Annotated in this window: 16 protein-coding genes and 1 pseudogene; 9 read left to right on the plus strand and 8 right to left on the minus strand. The window is 58.1% G+C overall.

The annotated features are described in order from the left end of the window. Window positions 1-196 precede the first annotated feature (196 nt). Window positions 197-1063: a TRAP transporter substrate-binding protein DctP gene (gene dctP / locus D3878_RS18155; protein WP_119786767.1), complete on the minus strand. Its 867-nt coding sequence runs from the start codon at window positions 1061-1063 to the stop codon at window positions 197-199. A gap of 563 nt (window positions 1064-1626) precedes the next feature. Between dctP and D3878_RS18160 the strand changes: the two genes are divergently transcribed. From D3878_RS18160 to D3878_RS18195, 8 genes are all read left to right on the plus strand, one after another. Beyond that, entirely contained in the window at window positions 1627-1953 is a 327-nt protein-coding gene (locus D3878_RS18160; protein WP_119786768.1) for an NIPSNAP family protein, read from the plus strand. Between the two features lie 114 nt (window positions 1954-2067). After that, the gene (locus D3878_RS18165; protein WP_233556383.1) at window positions 2068-3075 is read left to right on the plus strand and encodes an aldo/keto reductase; all 1008 of its coding nucleotides are present in this window, start codon (window positions 2068-2070) and stop codon (window positions 3073-3075) included. Between the two features lie 217 nt (window positions 3076-3292). Next, window positions 3293-4489: a CaiB/BaiF CoA transferase family protein gene (locus D3878_RS18170; RefSeq protein ID WP_119786769.1), complete on the plus strand. Its 1197-nt coding sequence runs from the start codon at window positions 3293-3295 to the stop codon at window positions 4487-4489. Window positions 4490-4574: 85 nt separating this feature from the next. Next, window positions 4575-5768 (plus strand): serine hydrolase domain-containing protein, encoded by a 1194-nt coding sequence (locus tag D3878_RS18175; protein WP_119786770.1) that lies wholly within the window; start codon window positions 4575-4577, stop codon window positions 5766-5768. A 105-nt stretch (window positions 5769-5873) separates the two neighbouring features. After that, window positions 5874-6335 (plus strand): MaoC family dehydratase N-terminal domain-containing protein, encoded by a 462-nt coding sequence (locus D3878_RS18180; RefSeq protein ID WP_119786771.1) that lies wholly within the window; start codon window positions 5874-5876, stop codon window positions 6333-6335. Beyond that, window positions 6332-6772: a MaoC/PaaZ C-terminal domain-containing protein gene (locus D3878_RS18185; RefSeq protein WP_119786772.1), complete on the plus strand. Its 441-nt coding sequence runs from the start codon at window positions 6332-6334 to the stop codon at window positions 6770-6772. Before D3878_RS18180 ends, D3878_RS18185 begins: the two co-directional genes overlap by 4 nt. 51 nt (window positions 6773-6823) lie before the next feature. Then, window positions 6824-7956, plus strand: a protein-coding gene (locus D3878_RS18190) for an IS3 family transposase (RefSeq protein ID WP_119786773.1) whose coding sequence is annotated in 2 segments (ribosomal slippage) — window positions 6824-7091 and window positions 7091-7956 — 1134 coding nt in all. Because the reading frame shifts where the segments join, the coding sequence is not laid out codon by codon here. A 49-nt stretch (window positions 7957-8005) separates the two neighbouring features. Continuing rightward, window positions 8006-9682 (plus strand): electron transfer flavoprotein-ubiquinone oxidoreductase, encoded by a 1677-nt coding sequence (locus D3878_RS18195; protein WP_119786774.1) that lies wholly within the window; start codon window positions 8006-8008, stop codon window positions 9680-9682. 343 nt (window positions 9683-10025) lie between these two features. Here D3878_RS18195 and D3878_RS18200 read toward each other — a convergent pair whose 3' ends face one another. From D3878_RS18200 to D3878_RS23885, 3 genes are all read right to left on the minus strand, one after another. After that, entirely contained in the window at window positions 10026-10496 is a 471-nt protein-coding gene (locus D3878_RS18200; RefSeq protein WP_119786775.1) for an acyl-CoA thioesterase, read from the minus strand. A gap of 168 nt (window positions 10497-10664) precedes the next feature. After that, window positions 10665-11999, minus strand: a complete 1335-nt coding sequence (locus D3878_RS18205) for an MmgE/PrpD family protein (protein ID WP_119786776.1) — start codon at window positions 11997-11999, stop codon at window positions 10665-10667. A gap of 1 nt (window position 12000) precedes the next feature. After that, complete coding sequence (locus D3878_RS23885; protein ID WP_158592313.1) at window positions 12001-12138, minus strand: hypothetical protein; 138 nt, start codon at window positions 12136-12138, stop codon at window positions 12001-12003. Window positions 12139-13043: 905 nt separating this feature from the next. On the opposite strand from D3878_RS23885, the gene D3878_RS18210 reads away from it, so the two are divergent. Beyond that, window positions 13044-14006, plus strand: a complete 963-nt coding sequence (locus D3878_RS18210) for a Bug family tripartite tricarboxylate transporter substrate binding protein (protein ID WP_119786777.1) — start codon at window positions 13044-13046, stop codon at window positions 14004-14006. A 219-nt stretch (window positions 14007-14225) separates the two neighbouring features. On the opposite strand, the pseudogene D3878_RS18215 reads toward D3878_RS18210, so the two are convergent. The 4 genes and pseudogenes from D3878_RS18215 to D3878_RS18230 all read right to left on the minus strand — a co-directional run bounded on the left by D3878_RS18215 (window position 14226) and on the right by D3878_RS18230 (window position 17976). Beyond that, window positions 14226-15627, minus strand: a pseudogene (locus D3878_RS18215) (IS1380 family transposase). 269 nt (window positions 15628-15896) lie between these two features. After that, window positions 15897-16223 carry an NIPSNAP family protein gene (locus D3878_RS18220; protein ID WP_119786778.1) on the minus strand — a complete coding sequence of 109 codons (327 nt, stop codon included), beginning with the start codon at window positions 16221-16223 and terminating at the stop codon, window positions 15897-15899. A gap of 29 nt (window positions 16224-16252) precedes the next feature. Beyond that, window positions 16253-16993, minus strand: a complete 741-nt coding sequence (locus D3878_RS18225) for an SDR family NAD(P)-dependent oxidoreductase (protein ID WP_158592314.1) — start codon at window positions 16991-16993, stop codon at window positions 16253-16255. Between the two features lie 86 nt (window positions 16994-17079). Then, complete coding sequence (locus tag D3878_RS18230) at window positions 17080-17976, minus strand: HpcH/HpaI aldolase/citrate lyase family protein (protein ID WP_119786780.1); 897 nt, start codon at window positions 17974-17976, stop codon at window positions 17080-17082. Window positions 17977-18075 lie beyond the last annotated feature (99 nt).

Raw genomic sequence — 18075 nt, forward strand, 5'->3', positions numbered from 1 at the left:
CAGTCGCTCAGCCCCGGCGAACCGTTCGGAACGGCGAGATGCTCTGCACGTCTTACCTAGCAACGGCCTAAATATTCCTCATAAGCCTTCCGTGCAGGCAGGCCGCGTGCGGCGAGCTTGGAGACATACTCCGCTCTAGCAGCCTTCAATCGCTCCGCGATTTCGCCACGAGCGTTATCGGAGAAATTGAACATAGTTAGCCGGCCGCTACCAGTTCCACCTTCAGTTCCTCCGCCCACTTGTCGGCCCACTGGGCAAGCTCAGCCTCAATTTTCAATCCACAATCTGACATGGTTTTCTGATTTTCAGGCGAAAGCCCGTCCCAGATGCCGCGATCAATTACCCAAACACCGGCCGCTCCGCCGAAGCTGCCATTGGCGTTTATAGCCTTGGACACCTCTTGAAAATGGTACGGCTTTACGGCTGCAAGCGACTGCATCGCCCCGTCGACCGTTCCATTTTGCAGGCCCATATAGGCGTCAACAGTGGACATCTCTACCGGAATGGCTCCTAGTGCTTTCGTAGTGACTAGAATAGACTCGCCACCTGCGCTTATTTTCTTGCCCTTTATTTTTTCAAGCTGATCCATTGGGCCGGACCTGGAAACTAATTGGTATGCCGGAAACATATTTATCAGAAGAGGTACCACCCTATTTGCAGCGTATTCTTTCGCAAGCGGCCCGCCGCTGCGCAAGACCTTTCTGTATGCATTCGTCATTTGAACCACGGTGTCTCCCATGTCTGGCAACGTCGGAATCCCGTTGAGCGGCAGTTTGGCGCTCTCAGTGACAATGACGATATACGATATCTGAGCCAGCTTATTATTTACCGCGCTGAGCGACTGATTGAATTTCGCGAGCTGACCGGAAGGGTAGTAAGTGAAATCGATTTGATTCTTCGTTGCTTGCTTTACGCATGCCATGAAAGGCTCTGCCCCATGAGTTGATCCCCAGTGTTTAGGTTGAAGAGCCGTGGATACTGTGAATGTCTCAGCCCAAGTCACTGCCGGGCACAGAATTGCTGCAATCGCGAGAAGGTTTTTCGGCAGAATTTTACAGATCATGTCTTTTCGTCTCCTTGGTTGTTGCCCCTGCAACGGTGCTGCTTGGTTGCGTCGGTAGCCGCACCCTGGGCCGCAGCGAATAAGCACGTCCGACTCGTGCGGTCAAAAGATTTGGCGATTGCATTATGGTTTTGTACGGCTCGCGTTGTAAATAGGTCAGACCATAACGAATGTTGAGGGTAATTGTGCCGCGGTCGATACATCTCGTCTGCCGATCGCCCCGGAAACATAGCCTTTCTTTTTCGCCGAACCGGAGTAGCGCCGCAGCTCGGGCTCCCTGGCAGAGACGAAGGCCTCTTGCTTTCTATTCAGACTCAGAGGTCATCGGAACGGGAGCACGACAATTGGATGCATCGATCGTTCATTGATCTTTCAGAGATTCTTATTTTTTTGGCCACGTAGCCACGAGATATTCCTCGCCGGTCCGAAAGTTTAGTTGACTTCACTTCATTCAACAGATATTATTTGGTCGGACCTTAAAAAATTTTGTGCCGCATGATCTTTTATTTGGGGTGTTTTCCAGCGGGAGCGTGCGGCGATTTTCAGTATTGGGAGGAGGAAGAATGATCTTGGAAATGTGTGTTTATCGCTGCGCAGCCGGGCGGCTGCCGGTGCTACTCAAACGCTTTGAGACTGCGACGTTGCCGCTGTTCGAGAAGCATGGATTCAAGTCGCACGGTTTTTTCACGACCGTGATTGGGGCGTCGCATCAGGAGTTGACGTACATGCTTCGGTGGGAATCGCTCGCCGAAAGGGAAGGCTGCTGGAGAACCTTCCACGCGGACCCCGAATGGATCGCGGCGCGTACGGCGAGCGAAGAGGACGGGTTCATTGTGGTGAACGCATCCAACCAGATTCTGCAGCCGACAGCCTTTTCGCCGTTGCGGTGACTGCCTTGGGGATTGCCGGAACGGCCGTCCAGATGCCACATGCAGCACAGACTTGAACGCTGCTTTTCGGGATGGGTCAGTCGGCCGCCTCGCCACTAACTGAGAGAGTTGCAAATGAAGATGACACATAAGCGGAAACTTGGCCAGGGCGGCCTCGAGGTGTCGGCTTTCGGGCTCGGCTGCATGGGGATGAGCTTCGCTTACGGTCCGCCCGCCGACAGAGCCGAAATGATCGGGCTGCTCCGCAAGGCAGTAGAGCGAGGTGTGAGCTTCTTCGACACGGCCGAGGTCTATGGCCCCTACGCAAATGAGGAGCTGCTCGGTGAAGCGCTCGAGCCCTTTCGCGGCGAAGTCGTCATCGCCACCAAATTCGGTTTCAAGCTCAAGGCCGATGCTTCGCCCGGTTGGGACGGGCTCGACAGCCGCCCCGAACAGATCAGGAAGGTAGCGGACGCGTGCTTGAAGCGTCTGCGGGTCGACGCAATCGATCTGTTCTACCAGCATCGCACCGATCCCGACGTTCCGATCGAAGACGTTGCCGGCACGGTGAAGGATCTGATCGCTGAAGGCAAGGTAAAGCACTTCGGACTGTCCGAGGCGGGCGTGGATACGATCCGGCGCGCGCACGCGGTGCAGCCCGTGGCCGCATTGCAAAGCGAGTATTCGCTCTGGTGGCGCGAGCCAGAAAGCGAAATCCTGCCACTGCTCGAAGAGCTCGGCATCGGTTTTGTGCCCTATAGCCCCCTTGGCAAAGGTTTTCTCACCGGAACGATCGACGCGAACACTCAGTTCGATAGCACAGATGGCCGAAGCACGAAGCCGCGCTTTCAGCCTGAGGCCATCAAGGCGAACCAGGCACTCGTTGCCCTCATCCAGGGCGCAGCCGTTCGGACAGGCGCGACAGCGGCCCAGGTCGCGCTCGCATGGCTGCTCGCGCAGAAGCCATGGATCGTGCCGATCCCAGGCACACGGAAGCTGAGCCGGCTGGAGGAAAATCTCGGCGCCGCGGAAGTGGCTCTATCGGATGAGGAGCTTAGCAGCCTGTCGGAAGCTGCGGAGAAGATCGATATTCTCGGCGGCCGCTATTCCGAGGATATGCGCCAGCACCTCGAACGCAACTGAACAGAATTTTCAATGGACCGCCCATCTATCTTGGGAAACCGCGGACACGCAGTCGCGTCGCTCGCGTAAGTGGTGAAAGAGGAGAAACAGCAATGCTGCCATCAAAATTAGGCACCGTAATAGGCCCGAGCGAGGGCACTGAAGGCGCCTCGACTGCCAAGAGCGGACCAGCGGTTCCGCTGCGTATGACATTCGGCTTGTCCAGGGGGAGTAAGTAATGCAAAAGAAGGGAGGCCCTCTCTCGGGCATCAGAATCCTCGACGCGGCATCTCTGCTCGCCGCGCCGACCGCGGCAACGCTTCTGTCGGAATATGGCGCCGAGGTGATCAAGGTGGAACAGCCCGGCACGGGCGATACGATGCGTCGATATCCGCCGTTTCAAGATGACGTTTCGCTGCTGTGGAAGGTGATTAGCCGCAACAAGCGCAGCATTGCGCTCGATCTGCGAAAGGAATCGGGTCGCGAGGTCCTGCGAGAACTCGCTAGCAAATGCGACGTGGTCACGTTGAACTATCGGCCCGAGACGCTAGCCAAGTGGGGCCTCGACTTCGACGATCTGGTCAAATGCAAGAAGGACATCGTTGTCCTGCACGTGACCGCGTATGGACGGACTGGTCCCTACGCCAATCGCCCGGGCTTTGCCCGCGTGGCCGAAGCCTTTTCGGGGCTCACCTACCGGACCGGGTTCTCCGATCGCGAGCCCGTGCAGTCAGGTTATCCGATGCTGGGCGACGGTGTTGCCGGGCTTTACGGCGCGTTCTCGATTCTGCTCGCCCTGCGCGAGCGGGATCGCACGGGTGAAGCTCAGCTGATCGATCTCGGCCTCTACGAGCCGCTTCTTCGCCTGATGGAAGACCAGATCGCGGCATACGGCGCAAGCGGCACGATTACGGAGCGGATCGGCAATGCGAACCCGCTCATTGCCCCGAACGGAATGTTCCCGACGAGGGATGGCCGCTACGTCGCGATTCCGGCTTCGACTGAACCGCTCTGGCGGCGGCTGGTGGCCCTGATCGGGGACGAGTCGCTCTATGCGTATGACAGCAACGTCCTCCGCATCGCCAACCGGACCCTGATCGAGGGCAAGGTTGAGGAATGGACGAAACAGCACGATCTGTTGGAACTCGTCGACATCTGCGCGGAGGCCGGCATTGCCTGCGGTCCTGTCTATTCGGCTGGGGAAATCGCGCGAGATCCCCACATCGCCGCCCGCGGCTCGGTGATCTCGGTTGATGATGCCGAAGTTGGCGGGCCGGTAAAGATGGCATCGCCGGCGGGGCGGTACTCTGGATTCGAAGCCGAGGTCAACCACCTGGGCCCGAAGCTCGGCGAGCATACGCAAGAGATCTTGTCTGATCTGCTCGGCTACTCGCAGGAGATGATCGACGCGCTGCGTCGCGACGGAGTGCTCTGACGTCGACGAGATCCTATTCGATTCGCGCCGCGCGGACTCCCATCCTGTGCGGCATGACAAAACCAACTTCAAGGAAAGAAATTAAATGGCTGGCATCAAAGGATTGTGCAACCCGCGTTTCCAACGAGTTCAGGAAATGCTTTCCGAGTATATCGATGCTGGTAAGGAGGTGGGAGCCAGCCTGTACCTTAATATCGATGGCGAAGACGTAATCGACATGTGGGGCGGTTGGCGCGAGCGCGAGCGCGAAACCGCCTGGACTGAACATACCATCGTCAACGTCTTCTCGGGTTCCAAGAACGTGACCAGCGTTGCACTTCTCATGCTGGTCGACCGGGGCCAGCTTGACCTTGAGGCTCCGGTCGCGAAGTACTGGCCTGAGTTTGCGCAAAACGGTAAGGAAAACGTTCTTGTCCGCCATCTGATGAGCCACACGGCCGGCCTTCCCGCCTGGGAGCCCCCATTCTCGTTCGACGATGCGGTAGACGCCGAACGCTCAACTGCAAGACTCGCCGCGCAGGCCCCGTGGTGGAAGCCAGGTACGCGCGGCTCATACCATGCCAGCACCTTCGGCCATCTGAATGCTGAACTGGTGAGGCGCGTGTCGGGCCGTTCGCTGCGCGAATTTATCGCCTCAGAAATCGCAGAGCCCATGGACGCGGATTTCTATCTGGGCGTGTCGGACAAGGACTTCGACAAAGTCGCGACGATCTATCCGGCGGACGAACCGCCGCCCACAGCCGCTGCTCCTGCCGCCAGCGCCGCGCCGTCGGAGCCCACCGAAGAGGAAATCATCTCGAAGCGCACGCGCCTGGGTTCCTTCTCTGGCACGCTGGGTGACCCATTGACCGTGTTCAACTCGCCTGAATGGCGCCGCACAGATTTCGCAGGCAGCAGCGGCCATGCGAACGCCCGCGGTCTGGGACGAATCATGACCGCGCTGAGCAACGATGGAGTCTCGCATGGGGTCAAGCTGCTTTCGCCCGCGACGATCGACCTGATTTTCCGCGAACAGGCGAGCGGGATTGACGCGTACTACATGAAGCCGATCCGCTGGGGCATTGGCTACGCGCTGGCACCACTGGAGACGAAGGATAAGGGGCCTTTGCCTTTCATCCTGCCCAGCAAGCGGACCTGCTACTGGTATGGGACCGGCGGCGCGATGGCGATTGCCGAAGTCGAGCGGCGCATAACGATTGGCTATGTGATGAACCAATGCCAAGCGGGTCGGAATTCGCTGAACGGGGCGTATTACAAGGCAATCTACGATTGCCTTTGAGGGTGACAACCGCGTCTGGCGTGGTGGCACCCCGGCAGGTGTCGCCCTGACCGGGAAGCGTCCGCCACGGCCGGACGAAACGTCAAAAGAAGAGGAGTTAATCGGATGTACATCAATCGTGAACAGGCCCTGGAGCTAAAGCTGGCTCCGATCAACGTCGAGGTAGAGCGAGGGCGACTGCGACTTTTCGCCAAAGCGAACGGCGAAACCAATCCGGTCTATAGCGATGTCGAGGCTGCGCGGGCCGCTGGCTATCCCGACCTGCCAGTTCCGCCCAGCTTTCTGGGTAACGCCGTCGAACTGGATATCCCGGATCCGCTGAGCTGGATGTCCGCCATCGGCATCGACACGTCGAGTACGCTTCATGGCGAACAGTCAATGGTCTATCACGCCATGGCCTTCGCTGGTGACAACCTGACACTGCACCGCAGGATCGTCGACGTCTACACGAAAAAAGGAGGCGCACTCGAATTCGCAGTGAAGAAGACCGACATCATGCGCGGCGACACACTTGTCGCCGAAAGCTACTGTTCAATAGCTGTTCTGCATCCGGAGGCAAACAAATGATCCTTGAGAATGTGACCGTAGGAACCGAACTTCCACCCCTCCAGTTAGAACCAATTTCGCGGAGAACGCTGGCTCTCTTCGCCGGCGGGTCCGGCGACCATCAACCGGTTCATATCGACATTGATGTTGCAAAGGCGAGAGGGCGGGGCGACGTGATCGCTCACGGCATGCTGTCTATGGCTTATCTCGGCAGGCTTCTGACGAACTGGATTCCGCAAGAGCGTATCCGGTCCTTCAAAGCGCGCTTTGCAGCTGTGGCGCCGGTTTATGGAGAACCGCGCTGCACTGGCCGCGTCGTCGCAGTCGAGAACGGGCTGGCCACGCTGGATCTTACCGTGGCTCTGGCCGATGGGACGGTGACGGTCCGGGGCGAGGCAATCGTCGACATAACCCCGGGCACGGAAAAATCATGTGGATCACCGAACGCGGCTCGGTGAAGTTGACCCGGTTTCGTGGACAGATCGTCCCTTGAGTTTTAGGGGTCCATTATGTCTAAATCCAGATCGCCGTACCCGGCGGAACTCCGCAAACAGCTTGTCGAGTTGGTTCATGCAGGCAGGACACCGACAGAGCTGTCTCGCGAATTCAAAGTCACGGCCCAGAGCATCGCCAACTGGGTGGGGCAAGCGGCCATCGATGCCGGCAAGCCTCTGCCTGGCAAGGACGGCCTCGCCTCGACCGAGCGCGAAGAATTGGCTCGGCTGCGCAGGCAGCTCAAGCAGCTTCAGGCCGAGAGAGATATCTTGGTAAAGGCTACGGCCTGGTTCGCGGCTCGCAGCGATGCGACATCCCCGAGGTCTTCGCACTCGTGATGGCGAACCAGGCCGTACTACCTGTCAGAACTATGTGCCGTGTACTGGGCATCTCGGCCAGCGGTTACTACGCATGGCGTGATCGAAGGCCGTCTGCGCGTGCAGTAGCCAATGCAGTGGTGACCGAGCGCATCCGACAGATCCATGCGGATTCCGATTTGGCCTACGGCATGCCACGCGTGCGAGGTAAGCTAATGGACCAAGGCATGGTGATCAGTCGCCAGCGCGTAGCGGTCTTGATGAGGAAGGCTGGCATCCGAGGTATAAGCCGTCGGCGAGGCATGCCGGTCCCCATCGGGCATGAGGAATGCCATCGCGCCGCGCAAGATCATCTGGTGGCTGACGCGCCGAATCAGCTGTGGGTAGCCGACATGAAATATATACCCACGCGGGTCGGCTTCATCTACCTTGCCGTGGTCATTGATGCCTTCAGTGGTCGGGTAGTCGGCTGGGCCATTGGCGAGCACGTGGCCTCTGACCTGGTGCTGTCGGCTTTGAACGTGGCTCAGGAGCAGAGTCGCGCGACAGGCGGCATCCATCACGGCGACCAAGGCAGCCAGTACGCGAGCGTGGCACTCGGTAACCGCTGCAGAAGCATGGGGGTTCGTCCATCCGTGGGCACGGTCGACGGTTCCAGCGACAAGGCCATGACCATGACTGAGAGCTTCTTTGCCAGACTGGAGCGCGACTTGCTTGATTGGCGGATGTTCAAGACCAAAATCGATGCCAGCTTGGCAATCTCCACCTGGATCGAGAGTTGGTACAACCCGCGACACAGTGGTCTTCAAGAGACTCTGACGGTAGCTTGAGAATAAGCCAATAACCATTCACGGAACTGCGCCAATTTACTCATATTCTATGCAGACCCAGAACCAAAACACGGTAGAACAGTACGGTCCGCGTGAAGCGATGGAATACGATGTGGTGGTGGTCGGCGGAGGACCTGCCGGCCTGTCGGCGGCCATCCGCCTCAAACAGCTTGCTGCGGAAAAAGGCAATGAGGTCTCGGTCTGCGTGCTGGAAAAAGGCGGCGAACTCGGCGCCCATATCCTCTCCGGCGCCATCATGGACCCCATTGCCATGGCCGAACTCTTCCCCGACTGGAAAGAGCGCGGCGCGCCCCTGAACATCCCGGTCAGCGAAGACCGCTTCCTCTTCCTCACCGAAAAGAAAGCCCTCAAGACCCCCAACTGGCTCTTGCCCGGATGCTTCCAGAACCATGGCAATTACGTCATTTCCCTGGGCAATGTGGTGCGCTGGCTGGGCCAGCAAGCGAAAAACCTGGGCGTGGAAATCTTTCCCGGCTTCCCGGCCGCGGAAATCCTGTATCACGAGGATGGCGCGGTCAAGGGTGTGGCCACCGGTAACATGGGCGTGGACCGGAATGGCAATCCCACCGGAGCCTTCCAGCTGGGCATGGAATTGCATGCGAAATACACGCTGTTTGCCGAAGGATCCCGCGGCCATCTGGGCAAGCAGCTGATGGCGAAGTTCGATTTGAATGCCGGACGCGATCCGCAAACCTATGGCATTGGCATCAAGGAATTGTGGGAAATCGATCCCAAGATGCACCAGCCCGGCCTGGTGATTCATACCGCTGGCTGGCCGCTGGACAATGCCACCTATGGCGGTTCCTTCCTCTATCACCTGGAAGACAACCAGGTGGCAGTGGGCTATGTGGTGGGCTTGGCGTATGCCAACCCCTACCTATCGCCGTACGAGGAATTCCAGCGCTACAAAACCCATCCAGCCATCCGCCCCTTCTTTGAAGGCGGCAAGCGCTTGTCCTATGGCGCGCGCGCCATCACCGCCGGCGGCCTGCAATCCCTGCCGAAACTGGTGTTCCCGGGCGGCGCCCTGATCGGCTGCGATGCCGGGTTCCTCAATGCCTCGCGCATCAAGGGCAGCCATGCCGCCATGAAGAGCGGCATGCTGGCCGCCGAAGCGGCCTTTGAGGCGCTACGGAGTCAAAAGCAGCATACCGAGTTAACGGCCTACTCGAGAGCATTCGAAATGTCGTGGCTGTATCAGGAGCTATACAAGGCCCGCAATTTCAAGCCCTGGATGAGCAAGGGCTTGTATTTGGGCGCGCTGATGGTGGGCATAGACCAGACCCTCTTCCGCGGCAAGGCGCAGTGGACGCTGCATCATAGGCATGCGGACCATGAAACGCTGAATCCGGCGTCCGAATGCCACCCGATTGAGTATCCCAAACCAGATGGCAAGCTGACGTTTGACTGCCTCTCATCCGTGTTCATTTCCAATACCAATCATGCGGAAGACCAGCCGGTACATCTGACGCTGAAAGACCCGTCGGTGCCTCTCAACCTCAACTTGATGAAATACGCGGGACCGGAGTCGCGATTCTGTCCAGCCGGGGTGTATGAATTCGTCAAGAGCGATATCGGTGAAGCACGATTGCAGATCAATGCGCAAAACTGCCAGCATTGCAAGACGTGCGACATCAAGGATCCGACGCAGAATATTGTGTGGGTGACACCGGAAGGCGGCGGGCCGAATTACCCGAATATGTAGTAGACAAATGCGAAACTTCTTAAACGCTACACAGAATCTGGTCTGGTTTTTGGAAGAAAGAATTCATCAGACAGGTCGAGAATAAGCGATTTGTCTCAAGCTTGCTGCGTTCGGGTCTCAGATGGTCACTACCTATTGCCCAAGCAATACTAAAGCGTCATCAACACTTTCTCGGTCAATGGCCAGAAAGGTGCCTTTGACCAAACCAACGAAAGAATGACAGCCGTATATCCACGCAATGAGAGATTCAAATTGTAGGTGCGGCGAGCGGGTCGCACCAAACACTTCGGGAGCATTTTCCCCCAAACGAAACTACCACCAGCGGTATGAACTACCGGATCGCCTATCGCCGGGCAGCTTCGGCCGGCGGCCGCTGGTCGGCGACGGCCGTAGCCGCCATGCGCTGGACGAAGGACTCGGGCATGGGGGCCGTCTTGCGCAAGCCGTGATCGAAACAGAGCATCCCAGACTTGCCGCGGGCCACCTCGCGGCCGCTCGCCTTGTCGCACATGCGATAGACCAAGTCGAAGCCCTTGCGGTGGAAATGCATCGGCGTCATCTCCACGACCATCACCTCACCGTAAAAGGCCTCGGATTTGTATTGCACGGCGGCGTCGGCGACGATCATAATAAGGCCGATTGCGTCCAGTTCCTGGGAGCCTTGAGTCTTGAAGTAACGAACCCGAGCCTCGGATACGAGGCTCAGCAGGAGGGCGTTGTCCAAGTGCCCGCCCGAGTTTATATGGTGGAAGTACAACGGAATCTCGGTCGCAAAGGCGAAATGCTCCGGAAGTTCAATCTGGATTCTGGTCATGGCAATCTGATGGCGGCGGATATGCGCCACATCCTGTTGGAAAGTGGAAAAAGAGAGGAACCAGGTCGGCCTTGTTGCGCTTGACGGCCACGCGCGCCGGGGTTGCGCTGCGCGGTTCGGTAAACCCGCAGTCCGGCTTTCCGCAACGGTGCTGAATCTAACACGCGCCTACCACGAGCGAGACAATAAATCTGAAATGTCTGCCATCTCATGAATCTCGCGGAGAGACCCAAGCAACTGTTCCGCCGCGTGGACGCCTACTATGCTGGATGCAAGTCTGACGAATTTGGCTTCCACCTCGGCTGTCGAGGGCAGGTTGCCTGGCGCCCCGGGCGCTACATCGCAGGTCACAACATACTCTGAACCGTCCCGGTAGGTGGCAAGGCAGCGGCACTGCTGATCCTGTAGGCCTTCTACCCTTTCGATTTCGACACGGCTGGCGATCCGCGCAACCCCTTGCTCGATCGTAATATCCTCGGGCAGAGGCTCGAAGGCAAGCGTCGGGTCTGAAAGAACACGGGCGGCGATGAACTGGAGCGAAACCTGCGCATCAAACACGCTCGTGGGTTGAGGCTTGTTGCCAAGCATTGCTGCTGTCGAGGACACCTGCAGCACCAGCCGGTCAAGATCGCCAGAGGCTTTCTGGCGCGCATGCAGATCTAGGCAGCACTTGATAACGGCATGCGCGATGAAGCCGAAAGGATAGGGTTTGCAGGCGGTGGCCTCGCAGATGTAATGGTTCCCGAGTCCGTCAAGTGCGGCCGTCAGATCGGGCTGCGGTGCCATCTGCCGCACAAGGCCGTTCGCGCCCGTCAGCGACGCTGGCAAGCAGGTAAACCCCACTTCCGCCAGACGTGCGGCGACATAACCGGATTCCGCCGCCACCGCCGGCACCCAATAGGCCGACATCGCACCATGCGTGCCTCGCGTCCCCGACGCACGAGCGGCAGCCAGGCCAAAAGCCGTCTCCATTCGCGCTGCGTCAAAGCCCAGCAGACGACCCACTGCTGCCGCGGCACCTATACCGCCAGCTATACCGGTGGGATACCATCCACGCGCCGATCCAGTCCTTGCCCCCAACATCGCAAGGGAAACCCGGCACTCCACCTCCATCCCGACGCGCAAAGCGTGCAGGGCATCGGCACCGGATACGGGCCGACAACGCGAAAGCCCCAAAATGGCGGCTGCGACGGGCCCCGTGGGATGAAGTGTCGTTTCGAAATGGATATCGTCATAGGCTAGGCACGCCGAACTCAGGCAGTCTATGAGTACGCTTGCGGATGCGCCAAGCCCCTCGCGACGGCCGATCGGCGGCAGCAGCTTTCCTGGCGCATCCGCCAGATGGAAGGCCATCGCGCGCTCCACCGTCTGGCTGCGCGAGCCGGCTAGTGCACATCCGAACCAGTTAAGAAAGGCACTACTGTAGAACCCGGGAAGGGGTGTTGCCTCAACATCGGTTGCAAAAGCGGCCAACGCCTGACCGAATCGTTCCAACTGTGCCATCTCAGATATCCTTATTGCTCGTCTTCAGCGCAACGATAGGTGCGATAGTTCGAGTTTGCGCCGATACCCGCGCCTGCCCGGTGATGAGCGCAACCGTCCCTTCAATGTTCATTTGCTTGCCTTCATGTCCGTTGTTCATCCCCTAATCGGCGGCCATTCCCTTAGAATCGCCACCACGGCCCCTACAAGCGCACTCTCGCATTTCGTCGGGTCCGGCCAGAGCCGCCATGAATTGCATCTTTCAATATTACGATCTACGTCTCGGCCATTTAAAGGTCTTACCATTTTCTCACATTTGCGCCCAGATCGCAAGGGGCTTGCCCAGCGCCGGAGCATCAAACGGTATCAGGCAGAGCGCCAATTGGGTTTGCAGGCGACGGCCTTGCATTTCGTGAGCGGACTGATTCTGCGCGATTGTTCAGCACGGGATCGGTCCAAGGAAGGGCCGCGTAGCAAGGATGGGTTCTGTGCGGGGCTGCGCTTCCGGCAGCGGCTGCAGGTGCGGCACTTCTTACTTCAGTTGCTCTGCTGAATCCCAGTCGTCCATGCAGCCGCACATTGGCGACTTTGTCTAGGCAGCGCCTGACTTCGGTGTTGGAGTTGACCGCATCAAGCCTGATCCGGGCCTTCGCCAGCCAGCTGGTGAGCGGCACGCAGAACGTGGATTTGCTTTACAGATGGAAGTTCTATAGGATATCATCTGCTCAGTTAATGGTATGACCAAATATTGCGGCGTCGCCTGATGGCTGCTCCAATCGAAGATTTGCACGAGGTAATTCACGACCTACACTTACTTCGTGCGATTGATGGATAGGCCACCGAGATCTTGGCAAAACGCCTTTGCCGAAATTCTCCCAACAGGTACAGCGATACAGAGCCGAGTTCGATCGCGCTAAGCCGCCGGCTTGGGCAACTAATGACATGGCTTTTGGGGAATGGCTTGGCTTGTCACAGAATGAAATTGCAAAGCCAAAAAGTGGGGATGTTATTTGATTGTCGCTAGTCGAGATGCCGACTTCTTAACCAAGACCTTCGGAGATAAACGTGAATAAACTATTTAAAGCAGTCTGCTTTGGCCTCTTGTACATGGCAGTTGTTACAACGGCAAATGCCCAGGAACCGTTTCCAAGCAAACCGATAACAATCGTCGTGCCATTTGGTCCGGGAAGTGGATCTGATGTTGTTGCCCGCCTCCTCGGAAAAAGACTTGGTGACGTATTCGGGCGACCTGTCATTATTGAAAACAAACCAGGAGCGAACGGGACGATTGCTGCAGAATATGTGGCCCGAGCCAAACCAGATGGGTACACCCTTCTTATTGGCACTAACTCGACCCACGGCGCGAATCCTGGCCTCATTAAGGATATGCACTACGATCCTGTCAAAGATTTTGCACCGGTAAACCGTCTGGTGATTTATACAAGTCTCGTGGTCGTCAATCAGAACGCACCGTTCCGAACGATGGAAGATCTGATCGAGTATGGCAAAAACAAGGAACTTACCCTTGCAACCGGCAACGCCAGTGGGATTGTGCAAGGCGAGACGCTGGCACGGCAAGTTGGATGGAAATTATTGCGGGTTCCATTCAAGAGCAATCCACCGGCCTTGACGGAAGTGATAACAGGACGTATTGACTTCATGTTTTCCGATGTGGCATCGGCCTCGGCGCTAATCAAAGCGGGCAAGCTACGCCCATTGGCTGTTACCTCGAAGACAAGAAGTGCCTTGATGCCAAATTTGCCGACTGTTGCTGAGTTGGGTGTGGTCGACTATGACCTCTCGGGGTGGATCGCATTGTTTGCCCCGACGGGCACGCCACCAGCCGTCGTGGAGAAGTTGAACGCTGAAGCTACTCGCTTTTTAGAATTGCCAGACACGCGCTCGCGCTTCTTGGAATTGGGCGGGGAGCTAAGACCAATGACGGTGCCAGACTTTACCAAGTGGGTTAAACAGGAAGTCGCAAGATGGACTCGCCTTGTTAAAGAAGCGGGAATTCAACCTGAATGAGCATTGCAATTTCTTGTTAAAAGGAACGAGAAGTCCTTGACCTCTCAAGCAGATCATAGTCTGTCTGCCAGAAATGGATGCAATGCAGTGCCGAAATTGCCGAGCATCAGAAAGGCAGTCGAAGTCTGTCCTCCCCATTCGATTGGCGGGCGGTGATCGGCTTATGCAGTGATTGGGAAGGATGGGTGGTCTGTTCACGGCCGACCGGACGTGTCCTGCTCAAGGTGCGTGCAGCATGTTCGCCGGCCTGGGCACGAACAGACGCTCCGTCACCGTCTGCAGCAATTGCCTGACGGGGCAGGACGTTGGCAAATGCAAGATCACGCGATCCTTGAACTGTCTGACCTGCACCGCAATCTTGAATAATTTCGCAATCACCGTGGTCGGCTGCGCGTTCGCCAGCGCCGTATGCCGCAGCGCCTGAGACCGCAACTGCTGATGCAAGACGTAGGCAGCGGCGTGTTCCAGCAGGCGCATGAAATTGGCCAGGAAAGTCGTGCACGAAGTACGGTCCGAGGCCAGGTCGGATTTCAGGTGCTTGATCCAGTTCTCCGCCTGCCCCCGTGCACAGTACAATTCTTCATAGGCCCGTGCGAGCGCGGGCGCATCCAGCGACGTCACCACAAAGCGTGGATTCTCGCCCAACGCCATGACTTCGGCCTTCTGCACCACGCGCCATGGCTTGCTCCAGGAACCGGCGGCATAAGCAAATTCTGCATACACCCGCACCGCATCGGGTACCACGTCGTGCGTTTGCACCTCCGCCCACAATCCACACGCGCGCTGCATGGCCGGTTCCGCCAGTCGGTTGATCACCGCGTTGCCGGCCAGGCTGAAGATGAAATCGGTCTGCGGCATGGCATCGATCATGGCCATCAATGCCGGCGTGCTGAAGTGACCATCGCCGCGCACCAGGATCCGGGTATCCGGGAAGTGCGCGCGGATGCGCATCAACACCCGCTGGAGAATCATGGCATTCTCCAGCGGGTGTTGGCCGCTTGCCGGGACGCAGCACCGCGGCCACCAGGGCGCCGGACAAGCCTTCGAAGATCATCAGCGGCAAGTAGCACGTGCTTTGGTAATGGTGGTTGTAAAAAGCCAGCGGCTGTTGACCGTAGGCGGCATCTTCCGAGTGATCGATGTCGAGCACCAGCGCCTCGGGCGGGGTGGCGTAGCCGGCGATGAATTGATCGACCAGCGCTTCGTTGAGGCGATAAATATTCTTGCTGCCCACGGCGTGTTCGAAGCGGGAGATGGTCGAGCCGGAAGCGAGCGCACCTTCGGTTTCATCGGTATCGAATGGCTTGCGCCCTACGCCCAGTCGAAACACCGGATCATGCCGCAAGGTATTGCTGTCGTTGCCGTCTTCGTAGCCGGAGGCGATTTGATAGGTACGTTGCTTGAGGAGGTCGTGCAGCGTGTGGGTGATGTAGCCGGGATGACGCGTGTCTTCGAGGACGCTGCACAGGCGTTCGGTCAGGCCGATCTGGCGGTCAACACCCTTGAGCAGCAGCGGGCCCAAGTCCGAGGATAAGCCGCCGCCGTGAAAATCGGCGCGGATGGTACAGCTGGGAATGGGTGCAAATCGGAGTTGTTCTGGCGTAGAATTCATGTCGGGCAAAGTCCTGTGGATCTTGACGAATGCGTTTCTTGATAACTCTCATTCTATCAATCACTTACGGCGATCTTTGCCATTTTTATGCAAAATTCAGGCTAGTTCATCAAGTATTGTGGGGCGGCCACGGCGATGATGGCGCGCGCTCATGCACCTCTGGCGCGCCGTAGTCAAAGATGCCGAATCGATCGTGGCTCGTCTCGAAAAAGCGCTTCCACGCCGATGCTGCAACCAAGGTATCCGAGTTGTTGCAGCATCGCCGAGCTCTACGGGCGCTATTTCAACGGTGAGAACGCGGTCGGGATCATGATTTCGTTCGACATCATGTCCACCAGCATGCCGTCGCTCTCGCTTGCAATCCTCGCCTCGTGCCATTCCGGATCGTTACGAAAGGCGGTCCATGCGGCCATCCGCTGATCGAGACTATCCCATTTCAGCATATACATCAGCTCCGGTCGCGAAGGCCCGAATTCGGTGACGAAGAACCCGACGGGCCTGAAGCCGTGTTTCTCGAACAAACGCAGGGTCGCGGTTTCGAAACGCTTGAGCAGAGCCGGAAGTCGCCCTGGTAGGCAGTGGTATGTGCAGCGCTCAATATACATTTATTTCTCCTTGAATTGGCCGAACTGCCTCAGATACACAAATAGCCGCCATCCACCGGCAGTGTCGCCCCGCTGATATAGCTTGCGGCATCCGAGGCAAGAAATGCGATCGCCTCGGCGATTTCATCGGGTTGCCCAAGGCGGCGCATCGGACAGTGGATGTCCATTAGGCCCTGCATATTGCCCAAGTTCCCCTGCAGCATTGGGGTTTCGATGTATCCGGGCGCAATGCAGTTCACGCGGATTCCGAAAGGTGCGAGTTCGCGGCACAGCTGACGCGTCAAGGCCAGAACTCCGCCCTTCGAAGCCGCATAACCGACCTCGGCTAATCCACTTCTCAGGCCGACCACCGAAGAGATGTTGACGATGGCGCCATTCTCGGCGACCTTGAGTTGGTCCACCCAGGCGGCAATAACGTTGTAGCTGCCGGTTAGGTTGATGCCGATATTCCGGTCCCAGCCGGCGCCCGAGTTTTCGTCGCCGATCTGCGACTTGCCGGCGACGCCCGCGCAGTTGACCACAACCGATACCGATCCGTATGCCGCGCGCAAGTGCAAAGCACGCCGGACGCAGTCAGCACGATCCGTCACGTCCAGCTCCATCCCGAAAACGTCACAGCCTGCGGCGGTGAGCTCTGAAACTGTGTTGTCCAGCAGCTCGCGGTTGCGGTCAGCCACCACCACGCGGTTGCCGCGTTTGGCTAACAATTTGACAGTGGCGAGGCCGATTCCGCTCGCACCACCTGTCACCAAGGCAATTTTATTTGTCATGCTTTCTTTCTCCTTATTACCGACTATCATTGATGGGTGTCCCGACGCAGCCATGGGGGATTGTGGCGCGCGTTTCCAATGTGCGCTCAGGCCGCTCCCCCGAAAGCTGCGTGAAGGGCGAGAACCTTTCTGGCCTGGTTGAGGTGCGGAATGTCCAGCATCTGGCCGTCAAGGCCGACCGTCCCGGAATCACCTGCGGCATCAAAAGCCGCGATCACACGCCGGGCATGCTCGACGTCGGCCGGACTCGGCATGAACGCCTCGTTGATCACGTCGACTTGCGAGGGGTGGATAGCGAACCGGCCGGTAAAGCCTTCGCGAAGCGCCTCGATGCAGCTTGCGCGCAGGCCTTCAGAATTTCGGAAATCCGCATACAGCGTTTCGATGCACTGGACGCCGCACGCCTTGGCTGCGAGCAGGCACTGGCTGCGGACCATCCGGTAGGTGAAGGCCCAATCGCCATCGGGCCCCTTGTTGGTGGCCGCGCCGATGGCACTGCTCAGATCTTCGGCGCCCCAGGTCAGCCCCCAAAGGCGCGGTAGCGTCGCCTTATGATAATCGCCGAGCGCAAACGGCGCGGCCGCGGTTTCGGTCGAAACCGCAAGAATGCCAATCTCATCATTGGTCAGCCCCGTCTTCGCTGCGATTGCCGAGATGTAGTTGGACGCGGTCTCGACATCGCGCGGCCCCGTGGTTTTTGGCAGCAGGATGCCCGCGAGTGTGGGCGCCACGACGGCGCAGAGATCGTCGAGCGCATATTCCATCGTCAGTGGGTTAATCCGAACCCATAGCTCTCCGCGGTACTCTGCCGGCGGCGACGCAAGCAGTTCGGCCATCGCCTCGCGCGCAATCTTCTTGCGAGCCGGCATAACCGAATCCTCGAGGTCAAGGACTAGGGCATCAGCCGAGGACTGCATGGCTTTGCCTATCTTCTTTTCACTATCGGCTGGCACGAAAAGGAACGAACGGATGGGCGTCTTCATTGTGCCCCCCGCTGGTTCATGCAGGAGTTCGCGTCCGACGGCGCGAGAATCGCCGCGATAGAAAGCGGCACAGTGCCGCTCGTCGCAGCGTGAGGGGTT

It is taken from the genome of Noviherbaspirillum sedimenti, from assembly GCF_003590835.1.
Taxonomy (GTDB): Bacteria; Pseudomonadota; Gammaproteobacteria; order Burkholderiales; family Burkholderiaceae_D; genus Paucimonas; species Paucimonas sedimenti.